We start from the raw sequence: 17473 nt of genomic DNA, 5'->3' as shown, positions 1-17473 counted from the left end.
CAAGCACAAGGCCGGGCATTTTTGCGTGCTTGGCGGCATGATAAAGCAACCGTCACCACAAGCACTCCTAAAGAAATACGACGTCCCAACGCCGCGTTACACCAGTTTCCCAACGGTCCCGCACTGGAATACGAATGAATTTACCCGTGAGCGGTGGCAAGAATCTGTCAAACATTGCTTTGAGGAAACCAATGCAGCGAACGGAATCAGTTTATACATCCATCTTCCCTTCTGTGAAAGCTTATGTACTTATTGCGCCTGTAACACAAGGATTACGCGTAACCATACCGTGGAACGTCCCTACATACTTTCGTTGCTTAAAGAATGGAGACACTATTGCGAGATCTTCGGCTCACGGCCGGTGATACGGGAACTCCATCTGGGTGGCGGAACGCCTACGTTTTTTACGCCAGCCAATCTTCAATGGTTGATTCACACTTTGCTGGAAGAAGCTGACGTACATGCCGACCGTCACTTCAGCTTCGAAGGCCATCCTAACAATACAACGCTTGAACATCTAAGAACACTCAATGAATTGGGGTTCGACCGCGTAAGCTTCGGCGTTCAGGACCTTGATCCGCGCGTACAGCAAGCCATCCATCGCATACAACCACTCGGAAATGTAAAACAGGCAATAGAAAACGCCCGCAGCACCGGATACAAGAGTGTGGGTATTGATCTCATTTACGGCCTGCCGCATCAAACTCCGTTCAGCGTGTCCGACACGATGGACCAGGTGCTTGCTCTCCGACCCGACAGAGTTGCATTTTATAGTTATGCCCATGTTCCCTGGCTCAAACCAGGACAACGAGGTTATGAAAACACTGACCTGCCTTCTCCATATCTGAAGCGTCACTTCTATGAGATTGGCAAACACAAGCTTTGCAACAACGGTTATGCCGACATCGGTATGGATCACTTCGCCCTTCCATCCGACGAGCTTTTCAAAGCGCACATAGCAGGCAACCTTCATCGGAACTTCATGGGCTATACAACCACATCAACCAAACTGCTGATCGGTCTTGGCACATCTGCAATCAGTGATTCGGGCTACGCATATGCTCAAAATGAAAAAACAGTCGAGCATTATCACAAGGCGATTGCGCAACACTCCAGCGCGGTTACGAAAGGGCACATACTGGCCGGAAATGATGGTGTGATCCGCAAAAGCATTCTTCAGCTGGCCTGCCGGGGTGAACTGGATCTCAATATGCTGCGACAACTTGAGACTCCTGAGATCAGCCTGGCTCTTCAATCAATGGAAGAGGAAGGGCTCTTATATCGACATGATCATGGGATCACCATTACGCATGCCGGGCACCCTTTCATACGAAACATCTGCAGTGTCTTCGATCCCTATTATCAGGCACAGGATCAGACTCAGGCCACATTCAGTAAGGCGATTTAGCCTGAAGAGAATTCCTGACGAAAATCAGTTTTTCAACTAACGTCTATCAAGCAGCCAGCAGAGGCATGCGAATACCTTTAATGCCGCAAAGAAACACCATTCATTACACCTCCAAGCGATGAAAGCACAATCAGATCAGATTCCAACAGCCCTTGCTCTGGAAAAATTCAGCTACGACAATAAGATCGTAAAGGCGTTTATGATCGCCACCGTTGTTTTTGGACTCGTCGGCATGCTGGTGGGACTCACAGCAGCACTGCAGCTCGTGTTTCCCGTTTTCAACTTTGAGCTTCAGTACTCATCGTTTGGCAGAATTCGTCCCCTCCATACTAATGCGATCATCTTCGCATTTGTAGGCAATGCGATGTTCGCGGGGATCTATTACTCGATGCAACGCCTGCTGAAGACACGCATGTTCAGCGACAGGCTAAGCTGGATCCACTTCTGGGGTTGGCAATCCATTATCCTGGCAGCAGCGATAACATTACCGCTCGGATTCACAACGTCAAAGGAGTATGCAGAACTGGAATGGCCAATCGATATCGCCATCACTTTGATTTGGGTTGTATTCGGATGGAACATGATCGGAACGATCATCAAACGTCGCGAGCGCCACATGTATGTAGCGATATGGTTTTACATAGCAACATTCGTTACAGTGGCCGTACTGCACGTGGTAAATTCCTTTGAGATGCCCGTATCGGCGTTCAAGAGCTACTCATGGTACGCAGGCGTACAGGATGCGTTGGTTCAGTGGTGGTACGGTCACAACGCCGTGGCATTCTTTCTTACCACGCCATTCCTTGGTCTGATGTATTACTTCCTGCCAAAGGCTGCCAACCGCCCTGTCTACTCATACAAACTTTCTATCATTCACTTCTGGTCACTCATATTCATTTACATATGGGCTGGACCTCACCACCTTCTTTATACATCACTTCCCGACTGGGCCCAATCATTGGGTACCGTATTTTCAATCATGCTTATTGCTCCATCCTGGGGTGGCATGCTGAATGGTCTCTTAACATTACGCGGTGCATGGGACAGAGTTCGTGAAGATCCCGTTCTCAAGTTCATGGTAGTAGCGATTACTGCATACGGTATGGCTACACTCGAAGGGCCACTTCTCTCACTTAAAAACGTAAACGCGATCGCCCACTTCACCGACTGGATCGTAGCACACGTTCACGTTGGAGGTCTGGGCTGGAATGGATTCCTAACCTTTGCCATGCTGTACTGGCTTGTGCCACGCATGTGGAGTACTAAACTTTACTCGACGAAGCTCGCCAACATTCACTTCTGGGTAGGCACGCTTGGTATAATATTCTATGCGCTGCCGATGTACGTATCGGGTGTTGTGCAGAGCTTAATGTGGAAGGAGTTTAATCCCGAAGGTTTCCTTGTGTACAAGAACTTCCTGGAAACAACTGTACAGATCCTTCCCTTGCATGGACTTCGCGCCATAGGCGGTGCGTTGTATCTCTCCGGTGCCATCATAATGACCTATAACCTGATTAAGACGGCAAAATCCGGATCTTTCATTGCCGACGAAGAGGCTGAAGGCGCCCCTCTTGCAAGAATCTACGTCGCAAAGACTGGCGGATGGCATCATCGCCTCCTGGAGCATAAGCCGGTATTGTTCACTGTCCTCACGCTGGTTGCCATCCTCATAGGTGGAGCAATTGAAATGGTTCCGACGTTCCTCATCAAATCGAACGTTCCATCCATCGCCAACGTGAAGCCCTACACGCCGCTTGAATTGCATGGCCGTGACATCTACATCAGAGAGGGTTGCGTGAACTGCCATACACAAATGATCCGTCCATTCCGCTCTGAAACGGAGCGTTATGGCGAATACTCTAAGGCTGGGGAGTTTGTTTATGACCACCCATTCCTCTGGGGATCCAAGAGAACAGGTCCTGATCTGCATCGCATAGGTGGTAAGTACTCACACAGCTGGCATTACAACCATATGTATTCACCTAAGGATGTATCAACAGGTTCGATCATGCCCGCTTATCCCTGGCTCATGGAACAACAGATTGATCTCTCTGCAACGAAGGGTAAGATTCAGGGCTTGCGCAAAGTGGGTGTGCCTTATGAACCCGGATACGAAGACAATGCCAACGAAGACTTACAGCGTCAGGCATCTGAGATCACGAAAGCACTCAAGGCCGACGGTATCGAGTCTGCAGAAGATGCCGAGATCATTGCACTCATCGCTTATCTGCAGCGCCTCGGCACCGACATTAAAACAGAGAAAGTCGCTAACAATCAATAAACATCGCAGCCATGTACAAGAATGTATTGCAAAGCATCGAGAACATACAGGTATGGCCTGTGATCTCGTTTGTCATCTTCTTCCTGTTTTTTCTCTGTCTGCTGTGGTGGGTATTCACGGCTGACCGCGACTACATCGAAAAGATGAAAGGTCTTCCAGCAGAAGACAACACAATTAACAAGACCGCCTCCAATCGCCCCAGCCATGAATAATAAATTAAAAAGAGTGACGGTAGCTGCTCTGTTGTCATTATCAACGTTCGCGGCATTTGCGCAGGACAAGGCTGAAGCGGAGAAAACTTTTATGAGCGACCCAATCAACAATCCGTTGTTTCCGGTTTATGTGATTGGTTTGTTGATCATCATCGTAATAGCATTGATTGTTGTTACGGGCATTTCGATGATTCGCGTCATCAACGTACTGGCGGAACAGGCGGAACGTGAGCGCGCAGCGAAACTCGGCGTAGCTTATAAGCCACGTCAGGGCTGGTGGTCCAGGTTCTCACGCCAAATGAATGACTCCATTCCGCTCGAAGACGAAAGCACTATTGAACTTGATCACAACTTCGACGGCATCAAAGAACTCGACAACCACTTACCTCCATGGTGGAAGTGGCTGTTCTATGCAACTGCTGTTTGGGCCGTAGTTTATATGGTGGTCTATCACGTATCAGACAGCTATCCCCTGATGATTCAGGAGTATGACACTGAAGTAGCCGATGCCGCGGAACAGATCCAGAAACTAAAAGCATCCCAGCCTCAGGAAGCGATCGACGAATCCGCATTGACGTTCACGGCAGATGCAGCGGTCATAGGAAAGGGTAAGGAAGTATTTAATACAATGAATTGCGGATCATGCCATCGTCCTGATGGAGGCGGCAACGCCATCGGACCCAACCTCACCGATGAGTTCTGGATCCACGGTGGCGATATAAAGCAGGTGTTCAGCACCATCAAGAACGGTGCTGTTGATAAAGGAATGCCGGCATGGGGCAAGAGTCTAAGTCCAGCTGATGTTCGCAACGTAGCCTTCTTTGTCATGAGTCTTCAGGGCACAAACCCCGCTAATCCTAAGGCTCCGCAGGGTGAAAAGTTCGTAGCGCCGGCATTACCGAAAGCTGCAAATGACACCACGACGGTGCAGGCAGCATTATAAATCTAAACCATGAGTACTACGGCACAGCAAAAGGACAAGCAGGATCAGTGGAGTGTCTACGACGACTTCAGGGAGTCGCTCGCAACGGTAGACGCGAACGGGAAACGCGTGTGGCTGTATCCGAGAAAACCATCGGGTAAGTTTCACAACTGGCGTGTGGCCGTAACGTTGATCCTGCTTGCCATGCTGTTTGCAGGACCGTTTATGAGAATCAACGGACAGCCTGCATTATTGCTGAATGTCTTTGAACGGAAGTTCATCATCCTCGGCCAGATCTTCTGGCCGCAGGATTTTTTTCTTCTCGCCATTGTACTCATAACGTTCTTCTTGTTCATCATTCTCTTTACTGTTGCCTTTGGACGAGTCTGGTGTGGATGGATGTGCCCACAAACTCTGTTCATGGAGATGCTGTTCAGAAAGGTCGAATACTGGATAGAAGGTGATGGTCCCGCACAAAAGAGACTGGACAGTGCGCCCTGGGACTTTACAAAGATCTGGAAGAAAACAGTAAAGCATGTCTTGTTCATCGCGTTATCGGTTCTCATCGCACACACCGTGATGGCATACCTGATTGGCACAACAGAAACGTATAAGATCATTACCCACTCACCGACTGAACATCCCGCCGGATTCATCGGACTGTTATTGTTTACGGCAACCTTCTATGGCGTCTACGCGAAATTCCGGGAACAGGCCTGCATCGCTGTTTGCCCTTATGGAAGGTTGCAAAGTGTATTGCTTACGAAGCAGTCCATCGTAGTAGCTTACGATTGGCTTCGTGGCGAGCCCCGGACACATTTGAAGAAGGCTGCCACAACAGCAACCGCCGGCGATTGCATTGATTGTCATTTGTGCGTGCAGGTTTGTCCGACGGGGATAGATATCAGGAATGGAACACAGCTTGAATGCGTTAACTGCACTGCGTGTATTGATGCGTGTGATCACGTGATGGAGAAGATCAATCGCCCGAAAGGGTTGATCCGCTATGCTTCACACCAGGGCATTGAAAAGAAGGAAACGAAGATCGTGAACGCGCGCTTCATCGGCTACAGCGTTGTATTGGTTGCGCTTTTGGTTATTCTCACAACAGCAGTAGCGACTCGATCCAATGTAGAAACCAACGTATTCAAAGTGCCAGGAACGCTCTTCACACGCGATGGAGATGATATTGTAAACCTGTACAATCTTGAGTTTGTCAACAAGACTTTTGAACCCATGGAAGTGGATGTGAGGGTTGAGTCACCATCTTCAGCAAAGATTATTCGTGCCGATGGAAAAGCGATCACTATCCCCGCGGAAGGAATGACAAAGGGCGTGTATTTTATTCGGATACCGGAGTCAGATCTGCCTGAGTCAAGAACAGCAGTGAAGATTGGAATTTACAATGGCGATAAGAAGCTCGAGAGTATAACGGCAAGATTTATTGGCCCGGTTAAAACCAGGATGAAGAAGATCAGTGACGAAAGCTATTGATGCTGCATCCGGTTTTACATTTTACATTTAGAGTTTTACATTTTGCGGTTGATCCGCGATGTGAAACTCAAAATTGTAAACTAAGGATACCGAGCTCTTATTGCACAAATGAGCGAAGTGGTTTTACATTATAGTACAGAGCCTTATTGCAATACGTAACCGCAAAATGTAAAATTCTAGATGTAGAATGTAAAAGTTTAAGGAACTCTTAGGCACACCTACTATGAACATCGGAAAATGGATAGTCGTCTCTTTCGTTCTCTTCGCCGCCTTTATGGCGGTGCTTGTCACCGTGTGTATGAGACAAGACGTAAGTCTGGTATCGAAAAGCTACTACGATGAAGAGATACAATTTCAGAGTCAGATCGAGCGAGAACGCAATACGCAGCAACTGGAAAAGAAACCCACTGTTGAGTTACACGGCTCAGAGTTGACCCTTGCCTGGAATCAATCTGTACCGGTGAGTGGCGCGAGCATCAGTTTGTTCTGCCCATCTAATGCAAAGATGGACCGTACGTTCAAACTACCGGAAGGGAACACGGACCAGACAGTTCAGTTGGCGGACATGAATAAGGGTATGTATCGTGTGAAGCTGCGCTGGAAGATGAACAACAAGGAGTTCTACCAGGAAGAGGTGATTAATCTTTGATCTATCCTCGTAGGGATAGATCCGGCCTTGCCTCACCAGCAACGTAGTTTTAGGTCAGAAAGAAAGCCAACACAAACAATAAAAGAGTACGCAGCCATGTACTGGACAGCATTGATCATGGGTCTCGCCGGAAGTCTTCACTGCGCAGGAATGTGCAGTCCACTGGTGTTGGCAGCGACGGGCAACGGCAAGGCCATGCGCAGTCGCCTCATTTATAACAGTGGCAGGATCATGATGTATGGCATTCTCGGTGCCATCATGGGTGCCGCGGGATCATGGCTGCCATTTGATCAGTTCAGAAATGGCTTCACAATAATCGTCGGCCTTATCCTGATCGTTCTGGCGATCGCGGGTACCGCGTTGAAAATACCTTTTGCACAGCACCTGCTTTCAAAAGCATTGACATACTTCAAAAGAGTGTTTGCCTCAACATTAAAGGAGCGTTCAACACGATCAACATTCCTGCTGGGATTTCTCAATGGAATGCTGCCATGCGGATTGACATTTGCTGCTTTAATGGTGGCCCTTACATTCGGCGCCTGGCAGAGCTCAGTCTTCATGATCGTATTCGGAATTGGTACGCTTCCGGTAATGGTTGGCCTCACTTCAGGCCTGAACTATTTGATAAGGCGCTTTAACTTTTCGTTACCACGAATGGTTTCGGTGCTTCTCTTTGTTTCAGGTTGTTTGATGATCACACGCGGATTCGTGCATCACGAACCACACGCTGTTACATCTCACAAACACGAACTGGTTGACGTGGTATTGTGCCGTTAGTGAAATAACGCCGGTTACTGGCTTCACCCCGTAACAATCTGAAGCAAGCACAAATAGCAATCGGAGCAAACACTAAGACTGGTAAGAAAGAAGTGTTGTTGCGACCCAAAAGAATTTATTAATCAGCGAGCTACATTCCAGCGCACTACTTTATCCAGTTTCTCAGGGCTCAGGATACGGATCTTGCCGCCTTCAGTTTCAAGAATTCCCTCGTCTTTAAAATCGGCCAGCACGCGTATCACCGACTCCGCTGCAGTGCCCACCATTTTCGCCAGGTCTTCTCTCGAAATAGTTATGGTTGACCGTGCGTCCTTAAGCGCACCCGACTTAATCAACGCCTCGGCTGTACGCTGACGAACGGAATTGTAAGCAAGCGTCACTAGTTGTTTTTCGCGATCCGCCACTTTCTTGCAGAGCAGCCTGATAAAACTGGTGGACACATCGGCCTGACTTTGAATAAGGGTAAGAAAGTCCGTTCTGGGAATCATCACGACCTCCGCGTCCTGCAAAGCAACAGCTGAATCCGCATAGGAAACGTTCTCAAGAATAGACTCAAATCCGACGAAGTCGTTAGGTCCATACAATGCGGTAATCAGTTCCTTTCCATCCGGATGTCCTTTGAAACCTTTTATGTTTCCGCTTTTCACGAAGTACACATACATCGGAGTATCGCCCTCAGAGTAAACGATGGCTTTCTTCTTGAATGACTTCGTCTTCTTGTCGCGGGCAAGATCTTTGAGATTTAAGATATGGCGCGCATCATCGAGAAAGTGATCGAGCCCCTCAGCAGTTGCTGCGTAATGCTTCTCCTGCATGTCGCGTTTTTTCAGACGCGCTTCAACTGCATTAAGCAGTTCGGTATCATCGAAAGGCTTGGTGAGATAATCATCGGCACCCAGGGTCATGCCCTTCCGGATGTCAGACTTTTCCGTCTTTGCCGTGAGGAATATGAATGGGATGGCGGCCGTCCCTGGTTTTCTCAACAGGATATGCAACACGCCGTAGCCATCCAATTCCGGCATCATGATGTCGCAGATGATAAGATCAGGGAGCTCTTTTAATGCGAGATCAACACCAGCTTTTCCGTGTGGAGCGGTGACGACAGAGTAACCTGCAAGTTCAAGGATCTCGGCCGTGTTCTCTCGGATCTCAGTGTTGTCTTCAATCAATAGAATCTTTCTCATATCGTAGGGGAAGCGTTACTTCAAACGTACTACCGTGCTGGTAGGTGCTATGAAAGTTGATGTGTCCATCCAATAGTTCCGCATATCTCTTCACGATGTTCAAACCGAGACCAGTACCTTGCTCGTTGCCTGCATTACTTGCCCTGAAGAAGCGTTCGAAGAGATGTTTCTGATCGGCTGCCGGAATACCGATGCCCTGGTCAACAACACTAAAAGTGCAAGTCCCGTCCTTCGAGGAGAATATGATCTCGATACTCTTGCCTACGGACGAATACTTGCTTGCATTGGAAACAAGATTGAACAACATATTTCGGAGAATGCGCGGGTCGGACACTATTTCAGCGACATCGCTTTCATAATTCGTTTTGAGCTTTTGACCTTCCTTCAACGTGGGAGCCAGCTCCTCCCTGACTCCTTCGAGGAGTTCCCTTACTGAAATTACTTCAAGAGTCGTATCCAGGACGCCCTCTTCAAGTTTGCCGAGAGAAAGAAAATCGTTTAATATTGACGTAAGGTGATTTACGGATGACTTTATGCGCTGAACGTGTTTGTCAACCTTCTCGCGCTCACCCCTGTCGTTGTACTGACTGACCAGTGCCGCCGAACTAAGTACCGCGCTTAAGGGAGTTCTGAACTCATGTGACGCTACGGACACGAACTTTGTCTTAAGATCATTGAGCTCACGTTCACGCTCAAGCGACTTTCTTACTTCTTCTTCGGCTTTCTTTCTTTCTGTTACCTCGTTCTCAAGCTCGCGGATGGTCTTATGCAGGGCTTCGGTGCGCGTGTGAACCTTCTTTTCGAGTTCCGCCGCATATACGATCAGTTGTTCCTCGCTTCGCTTGAGCGCCTCCTCAGATTTCTTCCGCGCACTGATATCACTCACAAAAGCCATGACCAGTATTTTTCCAGCCACCTGGGTATAACTAAGGCTGATCTCAACCGGAAATTCGCGACCGTCCCGCCTTATCGCAGTGAGATCACGTCCAAGTCCCATGCGCCTTGGTTCGGGATGAGCATTAAAGCCTTTCCTGAAGTCCATATGGCGTCCGCGATAACGTTCGGGAAGAAGTTGCTCCAGTAACAAGCCAACCAGTTCATCCCTACCGTAGCCAAATGTGGACTCGGCCATTGGATTTGCAGCCACAATGACACCTTTTTCATCTACCATAACTATCCCTTCCGACATACTGTGAAAGATCTCGCGGAAGGCGTCGTTGGTAACAAGCGATTTGGTTGAATTCACCGGCATAAGGTGCAAATTAAAACGATGGTGAATCCTGACAAAAATCAGGCGAACGATTGATGTAAGTTTCTTCCGGCCCGCCACTGAAAATGTACGTTTGTACCGTGACGAATGCCTTTCAAAACCCGGCCAGCAGTATTCTCTGTACGATAGACTTTTCGAAGTCGTCGCGTGAGGCAGTGCAATGGGCCGTTCAACTGGCCCAACAGTTGAACGCTCACATTACCATATTATATACCTATCGACTTATTCAATATCGTCCTGGCGAAGCCCTGCAGCTCAAACGCGACATTGAAGCGTCTGCTACCCACCAGTTTTCAATTCTGGAAAAGGAGCTGCTTGAGAACAAGGGCGTATCGTACGACTTCAAAGTAGAGATAGGCTTTGTGGCAGATCGCGTCGAGGACTACGCAAAGAAAAACTCCCTTAACGTATTAATAACAAATAAGAATCTGCACAACGGAGGTCGCGAATCATTCGATGAACTCATAGAACACATCCGCGTGCCGCTGCTCGTTGTTCCCTAAAATTTGTCGCGACCCGCCCTTCCAATTGTCGCATCCGGCCAATCCATTTCTGTGGTGTACGCGTTATGTTTGTATCGTAATCATCGTCAAACACAAACCTACTCATATGAAAACGGCAGATACACAAAGCATCACAGTTGAAACCCTTGTTAATGCTCCGGTGGAGAAAGCATGGAAATATTTCAGCGAACCAGAACATATTACCAAATGGGCATTTGCTTCTGACGACTGGCATGCGCCGTATGCTGACAATGACCTTCGAAAGGACGGAAAGTTTAAGACCACGATGGCTGCAAAAGACGGAAGTTTCAGCTTCGACTTTGAAGGAGTTTACACGAACGTGGTTCCAAAGAAGACCTTCGAATACGCCATGGCTGATGGTCGGAAGGTTAAAGTAGACTTTGCAGCTGATGGAAGTAAAACAAGGGTGACTGAAACCTTTGATCCGGAATCACAGAATCCCATTGATATGCAACGCGCGGGCTGGCAGGCGATTTTAGAAAATTATCGCAGGCACGTTGAATCAAATTGATCGAAAGATTCGTTGTATTAGAAAATCCAGTAGAATATTAATCAGCCTATATAGGTAGCGGTTCGGTGCGCTGGCTTCTGAGGCCTGGCGCACCGAAGCTATCACCAGCGGGCTCCCGGCGCTTCGTTGTCGGTATTTTCCGAATTAGTTTACGATTCCTGATGGTCGTTTTCAGATGAGTGTTAAGGTTGCTTTCAGCAAAACATTTTAAGACTTGCTTTCAGGTGCTGGCGGTTGCTGTGAATGAAATCTCCGCTTCATCTTCCTACCTGTATTCCGACTTTGTGTGCCTGAATATGGCTTAGAGCCAACGACCATCTCTGTCGGTTCATTATCTATTGCGTAATCCTGTTGTTTCTCCTGCTTCTCAAGAACGCTGACTTCAGTGCGTTCCCGTTTTAGATCAATCCGAACCCGCGCAAACAAACTCATATATACATTGGCGATCCAAACCAGCGCAAAACCTCCAATTAAGTAACCGCGCCAGTCATCCATAAGCAACTTAAAGTCAGTCAACACGACAAACAGAACGGTGACATAATGACTAAAGCAATATTCGCATGTAAACAGATAGAAGAACTTCCGCATAAATATGGAGGTACCTTCCTTGCTGCATTTTATACAGAATTCTCTTGGCTCGCGAAATACTTCTTCGTGAGTAACCGTCCAGGCAATGCAGGCTACGGGAATTGCCAGCACGAAAAGCCATATGAGCTGTAATTGGATTGACATAACCAGCGGACTTGAAAATACCATGCCATCGCTTGCCAGTGCTTTGATGCGGCCTGGCGTTGCAAGCACTGTGGAAAAATCTCACGAAACTGTTGGCATTGCACAGACACGCCGATTTTTGCCATCTATCATATTAACACCCATCGTCACCAGATTTTCAATACATTGTGTTACGCATACACATTCCAACTTCCTCTATTCCTAACCTTACCTCCCATGAAATCCAACCGTAGAAATTTTATTCAGAAGCTCGGTGCAGGTACTGCCGCGCTGGGCATCAGCGGTCATACACTTGCAGGCCAGCAGTCGGCAAATCGTGTTGATCAGGACAAAGGAGACGGCCCTATTCTTCAGATCGGTGAGAATATCGCAGTGGCTGACACCAGCTACGGAAAGGTACGAGGCTTTGTATTGCGCGGCATCACGACATTCCTCGGAATACCTTATGGTGCCGACACCTCAGGTGCGAACCGATTCATGCCTCCGCAGAAGCCAACGCCCTGGACGGACGTGTATCCAGCGGTATGGTGGGGCAACACGGCTCCTCAGAATATGGAACGCCGATATGCAAATTCATACGCGTCATTTGTTGATCACTGGAACTATGACGATGTAAGCGAAGACTGCCTTCGTCTCAACGTGTGGACGCCATCACTTGATAGTAAGAACAGACCAGTGATGGTTTGGCTGCACGGAGGCGGCTATACCAACGGTAACGCTATTGAACAGGATGGTTACAACGGCGAGAATTTCAGTCGTCGTGGGGATACGGTCTTTGTATCCGTCAATCATCGACTTGGTCCAATGGGCTATGCAAACTTTGCTGGCATTGACAAGAAGTTCGCAGCCTCCGGCAATGTTGGACAGCTGGACATAGTGGCTGCCCTCGAATGGGTACGTGATAACATATCGCGTTTCGGCGGCGACCCGGGTAACATTACAATCATGGGACAATCCGGTGGCGGAGCCAAGGTATGCGTGCTTACTGCGATGCCATCGGCACAGGGACTGTTTCATAAGGCCGTAGCGCTGAGCGGAGTTTCACTTAAGGCAATTGATAAGACCATGTCTGAAAAGCTCGGTGATTATGTTTTAAAGGAAGCAGCGCTTTCATCGAATGAGCTGGACAAACTGCAGCAGATGCCATGGAAACAATACTATGAAATAGCGACACGTGCACTCACCAAATTCCGTGAAGACATGAAACTTCCTCCTATGGGAACAGGCTTCGCGCCTACGGTTGATGGTGACTATCTGCCTCAGCACCCGTATAATCCTGTAGCCACGCCGTTGGCAAACGATGTTCCAATGATCATCTGCTCTACATTCAATGAACAGTCGCCTAGCCGCACCGATGCAAAGCTTGAACAGATTGACCTCGAAGGTGTGAAGGCAAAGCTCAAAGATCGCTTCGGGGATAAGACGGATTCGATCGTAAACTCCTATGCGAAAGCATTTCCCGCAAAGAAGCCTATTGAGATTTGGTCAATGGTTGCCAGCAACCGACAAAACGCCGTTGCACTGGCCGACTCCAAATCAAAACAAAAGGCCCCTGTGTATGTTGCCTGGTTCGGCTGGCAGCCTCCAATGTTTGATGGTCGTATGCGCGCCTTCCATTGTATCGACATTTGCTTTTGGTATGCCAACACTGATCTCATGTATACGCATACCGGCGGCGGCGCGAGACCTCGTAAACTATCTGCAAAAATGTCCGATGCACTTGTGCGTTTTATGAAGACTGGCAATCCCTCCGGAACCGGACTAACCTGGAATCCGTATCAATCTGCCAATGGCGACACGCTTATTCTCGACGACGAACCGGTGATGAAGAATGATCCGGACCGCGAAGCGAGAAAGGCTTTTGTTTAACATTTGGATTACTTCTTTCTAAGGGTCACTTGGTACACGTTGGTACGCGGTTGAGTATGGCTGCTGATATTAGTGACTCGAATTCCCAGCTTATGTTTCCATCTGGAATAGCAGCTTAAAACTGGCTCTTGTTCTTATAAAAAGAATTACGTAACTAGTTACGTAATAACAGAACAGTCGATGAACTTTTTCCAACACGCTGGCAAAAAGGCAATTGGAAGCCGGCTTCGGCTCTTGTCCGAAACGATCACTGCTGACGCGGCTGAGATATACCGGCTGTACGACATCGACCTATCACCAAAGTGGTTTCCTGTATTTTATGTGCTGGCTGAGCTCGGGCCGCAGTCAGTAACGGAGATTGCAAAACAGGTGGGCTACTCGCATGTAGCGGTCAGCAAGCTGGTTCGTGAAATGGCGGGCGCCGGCTACGTGAATGAAACTTCTGATGCACAGGATGGCAGAAGGAATGTTGTGACCCTGGCGGCGAAAGGTTTGGAGGCAAGCGAGAAGATTAAAGATCAATACACTGATGTTCAGCGGGCCGTTGAAGAAATATCGAATCAGGCAACACACGACCTCTGGCAGGCGATGGGCGAATGGGAATACCTTCTCAATCAACAGTCATTGTTGCGCCGCGTGATCGATGAAAAAAGAAAGCGGGAAAGCTCAGCTATTACGATCATTGACTTTACGCCTGCATATGCATCTGTGTTTCGCGATTTGAACGAAGCCTGGATTAGCCGGTACTTTCACATGGAGCCCGCAGATTACAAAGCACTCGACAATCCACAGACTTATATAATAGACGGAGGCGGCACCATACTGGTAGCGCTGCATAACGATTTCGCTGTTGGTACCTGCGCATTGATCAACATGCATGATAATAAAAGCTTCGAGCTCGCGAAGATGGCTGTTTCAACCGAAATGCACGGCAAAGGCATTGGTCTGTTGTTGGGAAAGGCCGCCATCGAAAAAGCGAAGGAGATGGGTGCTGCCCGTCTGTATCTGGAGAGCAATACCGTCCTGAAACCAGCTATTAGCCTCTATGAAAAACTTGGGTTCAGAAAGGTTGCAGGTGTTCCCTCGCCATATGAACGCAGCAATATTCAAATGGAGCTTTGGTTGGTGTGATCGGAGAACATCAGATGTATAGAAAGTTTCCCGGATTGTATCCAATACTCGTCGTAAGCTAAGTGTCTTCCCCCAGTGAAATTCGCTGGCAACTTTTTTGGTGTGACATCAACAACTTGGTAGTCATATCGAAAACTAAACATGTAGCAATATGGCAAAGTATGGAAAGAAGGCGCAGACGAAAGTGAAACGCGCCATGCATGAAATGAAAGAGGGAACCTTGCGCAGTGGTCGCAGCGGCAAGAAAGTTACAAGTCGTAAACAGGCGGTCGCTATTGGTTTGTCGGAAGCCCGGCAAGCTGGAGGAAAAGTCCCAAAGAAGTCTGCGAAAAAGACTGCAAAGAAATCAGCGAAGAAATCAGCAAGAAAGATGGGACGTCCGGCAGCAAAAAGAGGGGCAACGAAACGCGGCACGTCAAGATCAACAAGGAAAACGGCACGGAAATCATCCCGTCGCTGAGAATCAGCATTTGCATTTGAAGCTCGTACACTTACGAAGGTTCACTACAAAACCAGAAGCTGTCTTTTTACCGATGTAACATCCATCGCCGAAAGACAGCTCTTTTTTGGGGCCGTAATGATTACTTTTGCCTTTCGCTATGAAGCATCCCCCACATCAGGAATCCTCACGCAAAGCTCTTCGAACTACAGCCATTGGACTGATCGTTAGCGCTGTCCTCGCCGTAATTAAAGGTGTTGGCGGTGTAATGGGCAATTCATATGCGTTGATCGCCGATGCAATCGAATCGAGTGCCGACATTTTTACTTCGGGCATGATGTGGCTGGGACTTAGATGGTCTCAAAGGCCGGCGGATAAAGATCATCCTTATGGTCACGGCAAAGGAGAGGCGCTCATTACACTGGGTATTGCGTTCGTTTTGGTTTGTGCTGCTGTCCTTATCGGAGTGAAAAGTGTTGAAAACATAATTACGCCTCACAAGGTACCTGCCCCTTATACGCTCATCATATTGCTGGTTGTTATCGTTGTTAAGGAATTGTTATATCGTTTTGTACTAAAGACCAGCAAGGAAGTTGGAAGTGGTGCAGTTGAGGCAGATGCGTTTCATCATCGCAGTGATGCCATTACATCAGCAGCTGCCTTCATAGGTATATCGATCGGACTGATCGGTGGTCCCGGCTTTGAAGTCGCTGACGACTATGCGGCTTTGTTTGCATCACTCATTATTGTTATCAATGCTATAAGGATTGCACGTCCTGCTGTGGGTGAGTTGCTTGATGAAGAGCTTGATCCAAAACTCAATCGTGAACTAGTGGAGCTTGCTGCTGGTGTTGATAAAGTTGCCCATGTAGAGTGGTGCAGAATCCGCAAAATGGGCCCTTTTAAGATTGCTGACCTTCACATTTGGGTAGACAAAAACCTCACCGTTGAAGAAGGTCATCGCATATCTCACGAAGTTAAAGACCGGATTCAAAACAGGCATCCGCTGTTTTCCGATGTGATGATTCACGTCGAACCATCAAAATAATTATTCAATTCGACGACATATTTTGAAACTCTGCGCTTGTTTCAGGCGTTGGAGGTAATAATTCGGATCATGTATCTTGAAAAGAAAGAAGATCCGTTATATTTGTAGCACGAAAAGAAAATGAAATCCTATCGCATGTCATCGATCTCATCTTGTAAAAAGCAGCGCTTTTGCTGGAAGGATGAGCTATGCCTGGGAGTTAACGTTTGATTTATCTTATTAATAGATATAAGCGAAGGCCCCGGGTTCATGATCCGGGGCCTTTGTCATTTAAGGCATGCTGTTTGTCTGGAGACATCGGCCGCGAACAACCGTGCCTTTTAAAGAAATTGTCCAGCCGTCGTTAACGCGACAACCGTTACATGTAGTAACGGGATGGCTGGATGCGTAATCAAAGGCGTGCTTCTCCTCTTCCGTTCCTCTCGCGGAAGACGGGAGGCATACCTGAATTAAGGTTATTGGGTTACTTCCGGCGACTTGCAACATAAAGCGCGATAACAACTTCGCATCTGATGCACGCCTGCCTTCAACTTAATCACCAAAGCAAACTGGAGTCTCCATGAATTGAGGTCTCTGTAATTACGATGACAATATAAAATACACCGACAATACTAAACGTTTCTACAGCCATGGTACCCGCTCACATCCAACACACCTTCAATGGGAAAGACATCGTAGCAATGCGCGATGAAGGAGTTGTAATTAACAACGCTCAGGACTTTCTTGAACTGATGATGAATCTGCCTTCTGACAGGATCATCTTCTACAAGGAAAACTTCGACGATTCATTTTTCGATCTTCGATCAGGCCTGGCCGGCGAGATTCTGCAGAAAGTATCCAACTATTCACGCAGACTGGGAATCGTTGGCGACTACCGAAGATTCGCAAGCAGAAGTCTGAATGACTTCATGCTGGAAAGCAACAGAGGAAATGACGTAGTGTTTGTAGATTCCCTCGACGAGGCCCTACGGCGTCTAAGCGCCTGATTTCCGCAATCCCCAAGAATTGTAAAAAAATCTGCA

17 protein-coding genes are annotated in these 17473 nt (G+C 47.9%); 14 read left to right on the top strand and 3 right to left on the bottom strand.

What is annotated here, in order from left to right; translation table 11 throughout:
* Positions 1 to 37: 37 nt before the first annotated feature.
* The 7 genes from hemN (at position 38) to WBG78_RS02835 (ending at position 7743) form a co-directional block, all read left to right on the top strand.
* A complete protein-coding gene (gene hemN / locus WBG78_RS02865) occupies positions 38 to 1408 on the top strand; it encodes an oxygen-independent coproporphyrinogen III oxidase (RefSeq protein ID WP_337324854.1) in 1371 nt (456 codons plus the stop codon).
* 118 nt (positions 1409 to 1526) lie between these two features.
* Complete coding sequence (gene ccoN / locus WBG78_RS02860) at positions 1527 to 3689, top strand: cytochrome-c oxidase, cbb3-type subunit I (protein WP_337324853.1); 2163 nt, start codon at positions 1527 to 1529, stop codon at positions 3687 to 3689.
* Between the two features lie 11 nt (positions 3690 to 3700).
* Positions 3701 to 3901 carry a cytochrome C oxidase Cbb3 gene (locus WBG78_RS02855; RefSeq protein WP_337324852.1) on the top strand — a complete coding sequence of 67 codons (201 nt, stop codon included), beginning with the start codon at positions 3701 to 3703 and terminating at the stop codon, positions 3899 to 3901.
* Positions 3894 to 4844 (top strand): cbb3-type cytochrome c oxidase N-terminal domain-containing protein, encoded by a 951-nt coding sequence (locus tag WBG78_RS02850; protein ID WP_337324851.1) that lies wholly within the window; start codon positions 3894 to 3896, stop codon positions 4842 to 4844. The genes WBG78_RS02855 and WBG78_RS02850 overlap by 8 nt, the downstream gene beginning before the upstream one ends.
* A gap of 9 nt (positions 4845 to 4853) precedes the next feature.
* Positions 4854 to 6317, top strand: a complete 1464-nt coding sequence (ccoG, locus tag WBG78_RS02845) for a cytochrome c oxidase accessory protein CcoG (protein ID WP_337324850.1) — start codon at positions 4854 to 4856, stop codon at positions 6315 to 6317.
* Positions 6318 to 6540: 223 nt separating this feature from the next.
* A complete protein-coding gene (locus WBG78_RS02840; protein ID WP_337324849.1) occupies positions 6541 to 6966 on the top strand; it encodes a FixH family protein in 426 nt (141 codons plus the stop codon).
* Between the two features lie 96 nt (positions 6967 to 7062).
* Positions 7063 to 7743, top strand: a complete 681-nt coding sequence (locus WBG78_RS02835) for a sulfite exporter TauE/SafE family protein (protein ID WP_337324848.1) — start codon at positions 7063 to 7065, stop codon at positions 7741 to 7743.
* A gap of 122 nt (positions 7744 to 7865) precedes the next feature.
* Here the strand turns inward: WBG78_RS02835 and WBG78_RS02830 are convergent, their stop codons facing one another.
* A complete protein-coding gene (locus WBG78_RS02830; RefSeq protein ID WP_337324847.1) occupies positions 7866 to 8927 on the bottom strand; it encodes a response regulator in 1062 nt (353 codons plus the stop codon).
* The gene (locus WBG78_RS02825; protein WP_337324846.1) at positions 8905 to 10179 is read right to left on the bottom strand and encodes a PAS domain-containing sensor histidine kinase; all 1275 of its coding nucleotides are present in this window, start codon (positions 10177 to 10179) and stop codon (positions 8905 to 8907) included. Before WBG78_RS02825 ends, WBG78_RS02830 begins: the two co-directional genes overlap by 23 nt.
* A gap of 83 nt (positions 10180 to 10262) precedes the next feature.
* Between WBG78_RS02825 and WBG78_RS02820 the strand changes: the two genes are divergently transcribed.
* Positions 10263 to 10700: a universal stress protein gene (locus tag WBG78_RS02820; protein WP_337324845.1), complete on the top strand. Its 438-nt coding sequence runs from the start codon at positions 10263 to 10265 to the stop codon at positions 10698 to 10700.
* Positions 10701 to 10806: 106 nt separating this feature from the next.
* Positions 10807 to 11232, top strand: coding sequence for an SRPBCC family protein (locus WBG78_RS02815; protein WP_337324844.1), 426 nt, complete (start codon positions 10807 to 10809; stop codon positions 11230 to 11232).
* A 207-nt stretch (positions 11233 to 11439) separates the two neighbouring features.
* Here WBG78_RS02815 and WBG78_RS02810 read toward each other — a convergent pair whose 3' ends face one another.
* Positions 11440 to 11964, bottom strand: coding sequence for a hypothetical protein (locus WBG78_RS02810; protein ID WP_337324843.1), 525 nt, complete (start codon positions 11962 to 11964; stop codon positions 11440 to 11442).
* A 216-nt stretch (positions 11965 to 12180) separates the two neighbouring features.
* Here WBG78_RS02810 and WBG78_RS02805 point away from each other — a divergent pair, with 216 nt between their 5' ends.
* The 5 genes from WBG78_RS02805 (at position 12181) to WBG78_RS02785 (ending at position 17437) form a co-directional block, all read left to right on the top strand.
* Entirely contained in the window at positions 12181 to 13833 is a 1653-nt protein-coding gene (locus WBG78_RS02805; RefSeq protein ID WP_337324842.1) for a carboxylesterase/lipase family protein, read from the top strand.
* A 180-nt stretch (positions 13834 to 14013) separates the two neighbouring features.
* On the top strand, positions 14014 to 14964 hold the full coding sequence (locus WBG78_RS02800) for a bifunctional helix-turn-helix transcriptional regulator/GNAT family N-acetyltransferase (protein WP_337324841.1): 951 nt from the start codon (positions 14014 to 14016) through the stop codon (positions 14962 to 14964).
* A gap of 151 nt (positions 14965 to 15115) precedes the next feature.
* The gene (locus tag WBG78_RS02795; protein WP_337324840.1) at positions 15116 to 15424 is read left to right on the top strand and encodes a DUF6496 domain-containing protein; all 309 of its coding nucleotides are present in this window, start codon (positions 15116 to 15118) and stop codon (positions 15422 to 15424) included.
* A gap of 139 nt (positions 15425 to 15563) precedes the next feature.
* Complete coding sequence (locus WBG78_RS02790) at positions 15564 to 16451, top strand: cation diffusion facilitator family transporter (protein ID WP_337324839.1); 888 nt, start codon at positions 15564 to 15566, stop codon at positions 16449 to 16451.
* Between the two features lie 629 nt (positions 16452 to 17080).
* The gene (locus WBG78_RS02785) at positions 17081 to 17437 is read left to right on the top strand and encodes a DUF4180 domain-containing protein (RefSeq protein WP_337324838.1); all 357 of its coding nucleotides are present in this window, start codon (positions 17081 to 17083) and stop codon (positions 17435 to 17437) included.
* The last annotated feature ends 36 nt before the right edge of the window (positions 17438 to 17473 follow it).

Source organism: Chryseolinea sp. T2, from assembly GCF_037203685.1.
In the GTDB taxonomy this organism is placed as follows: Bacteria; Bacteroidota; Bacteroidia; order Cytophagales; family Cyclobacteriaceae; genus Chryseolinea.
Note: the sequence above shows the minus strand (reverse complement) of the source record. Positions and strands in the feature narration are given on the sequence as shown.

Coding starts and splice junctions, on each gene's coding strand:
- hemN (WP_337324854.1), top strand. CDS start 38: ATGATAAAGCAACCGTCACCACAAGCACTCCTAAAGAAATACGACGTC.
- WBG78_RS02840 (WP_337324849.1), top strand. CDS start 6,541: ATGAACATCGGAAAATGGATAGTCGTCTCTTTCGTTCTCTTCGCCGCC.
- WBG78_RS02855 (WP_337324852.1), top strand. CDS start 3,701: ATGTACAAGAATGTATTGCAAAGCATCGAGAACATACAGGTATGGCCT.
- WBG78_RS02830 (WP_337324847.1), bottom strand. CDS start 8,927: ATGAGAAAGATTCTATTGATTGAAGACAACACTGAGATCCGAGAGAAC.
- WBG78_RS02835 (WP_337324848.1), top strand. CDS start 7,063: ATGTACTGGACAGCATTGATCATGGGTCTCGCCGGAAGTCTTCACTGC.
- WBG78_RS02805 (WP_337324842.1), top strand. CDS start 12,181: ATGAAATCCAACCGTAGAAATTTTATTCAGAAGCTCGGTGCAGGTACT.
- WBG78_RS02800 (WP_337324841.1), top strand. CDS start 14,014: ATGAACTTTTTCCAACACGCTGGCAAAAAGGCAATTGGAAGCCGGCTT.
- WBG78_RS02850 (WP_337324851.1), top strand. CDS start 3,894: ATGAATAATAAATTAAAAAGAGTGACGGTAGCTGCTCTGTTGTCATTA.
- WBG78_RS02815 (WP_337324844.1), top strand. CDS start 10,807: ATGAAAACGGCAGATACACAAAGCATCACAGTTGAAACCCTTGTTAAT.
- ccoN (WP_337324853.1), top strand. CDS start 1,527: ATGAAAGCACAATCAGATCAGATTCCAACAGCCCTTGCTCTGGAAAAA.
- WBG78_RS02825 (WP_337324846.1), bottom strand. CDS start 10,179: ATGCCGGTGAATTCAACCAAATCGCTTGTTACCAACGACGCCTTCCGC.
- WBG78_RS02790 (WP_337324839.1), top strand. CDS start 15,564: ATGAAGCATCCCCCACATCAGGAATCCTCACGCAAAGCTCTTCGAACT.
- ccoG (WP_337324850.1), top strand. CDS start 4,854: ATGAGTACTACGGCACAGCAAAAGGACAAGCAGGATCAGTGGAGTGTC.
- WBG78_RS02810 (WP_337324843.1), bottom strand. CDS start 11,964: ATGTCAATCCAATTACAGCTCATATGGCTTTTCGTGCTGGCAATTCCC.
- WBG78_RS02785 (WP_337324838.1), top strand. CDS start 17,081: ATGGTACCCGCTCACATCCAACACACCTTCAATGGGAAAGACATCGTA.
- WBG78_RS02795 (WP_337324840.1), top strand. CDS start 15,116: ATGGCAAAGTATGGAAAGAAGGCGCAGACGAAAGTGAAACGCGCCATG.
- WBG78_RS02820 (WP_337324845.1), top strand. CDS start 10,263: ATGTACGTTTGTACCGTGACGAATGCCTTTCAAAACCCGGCCAGCAGT.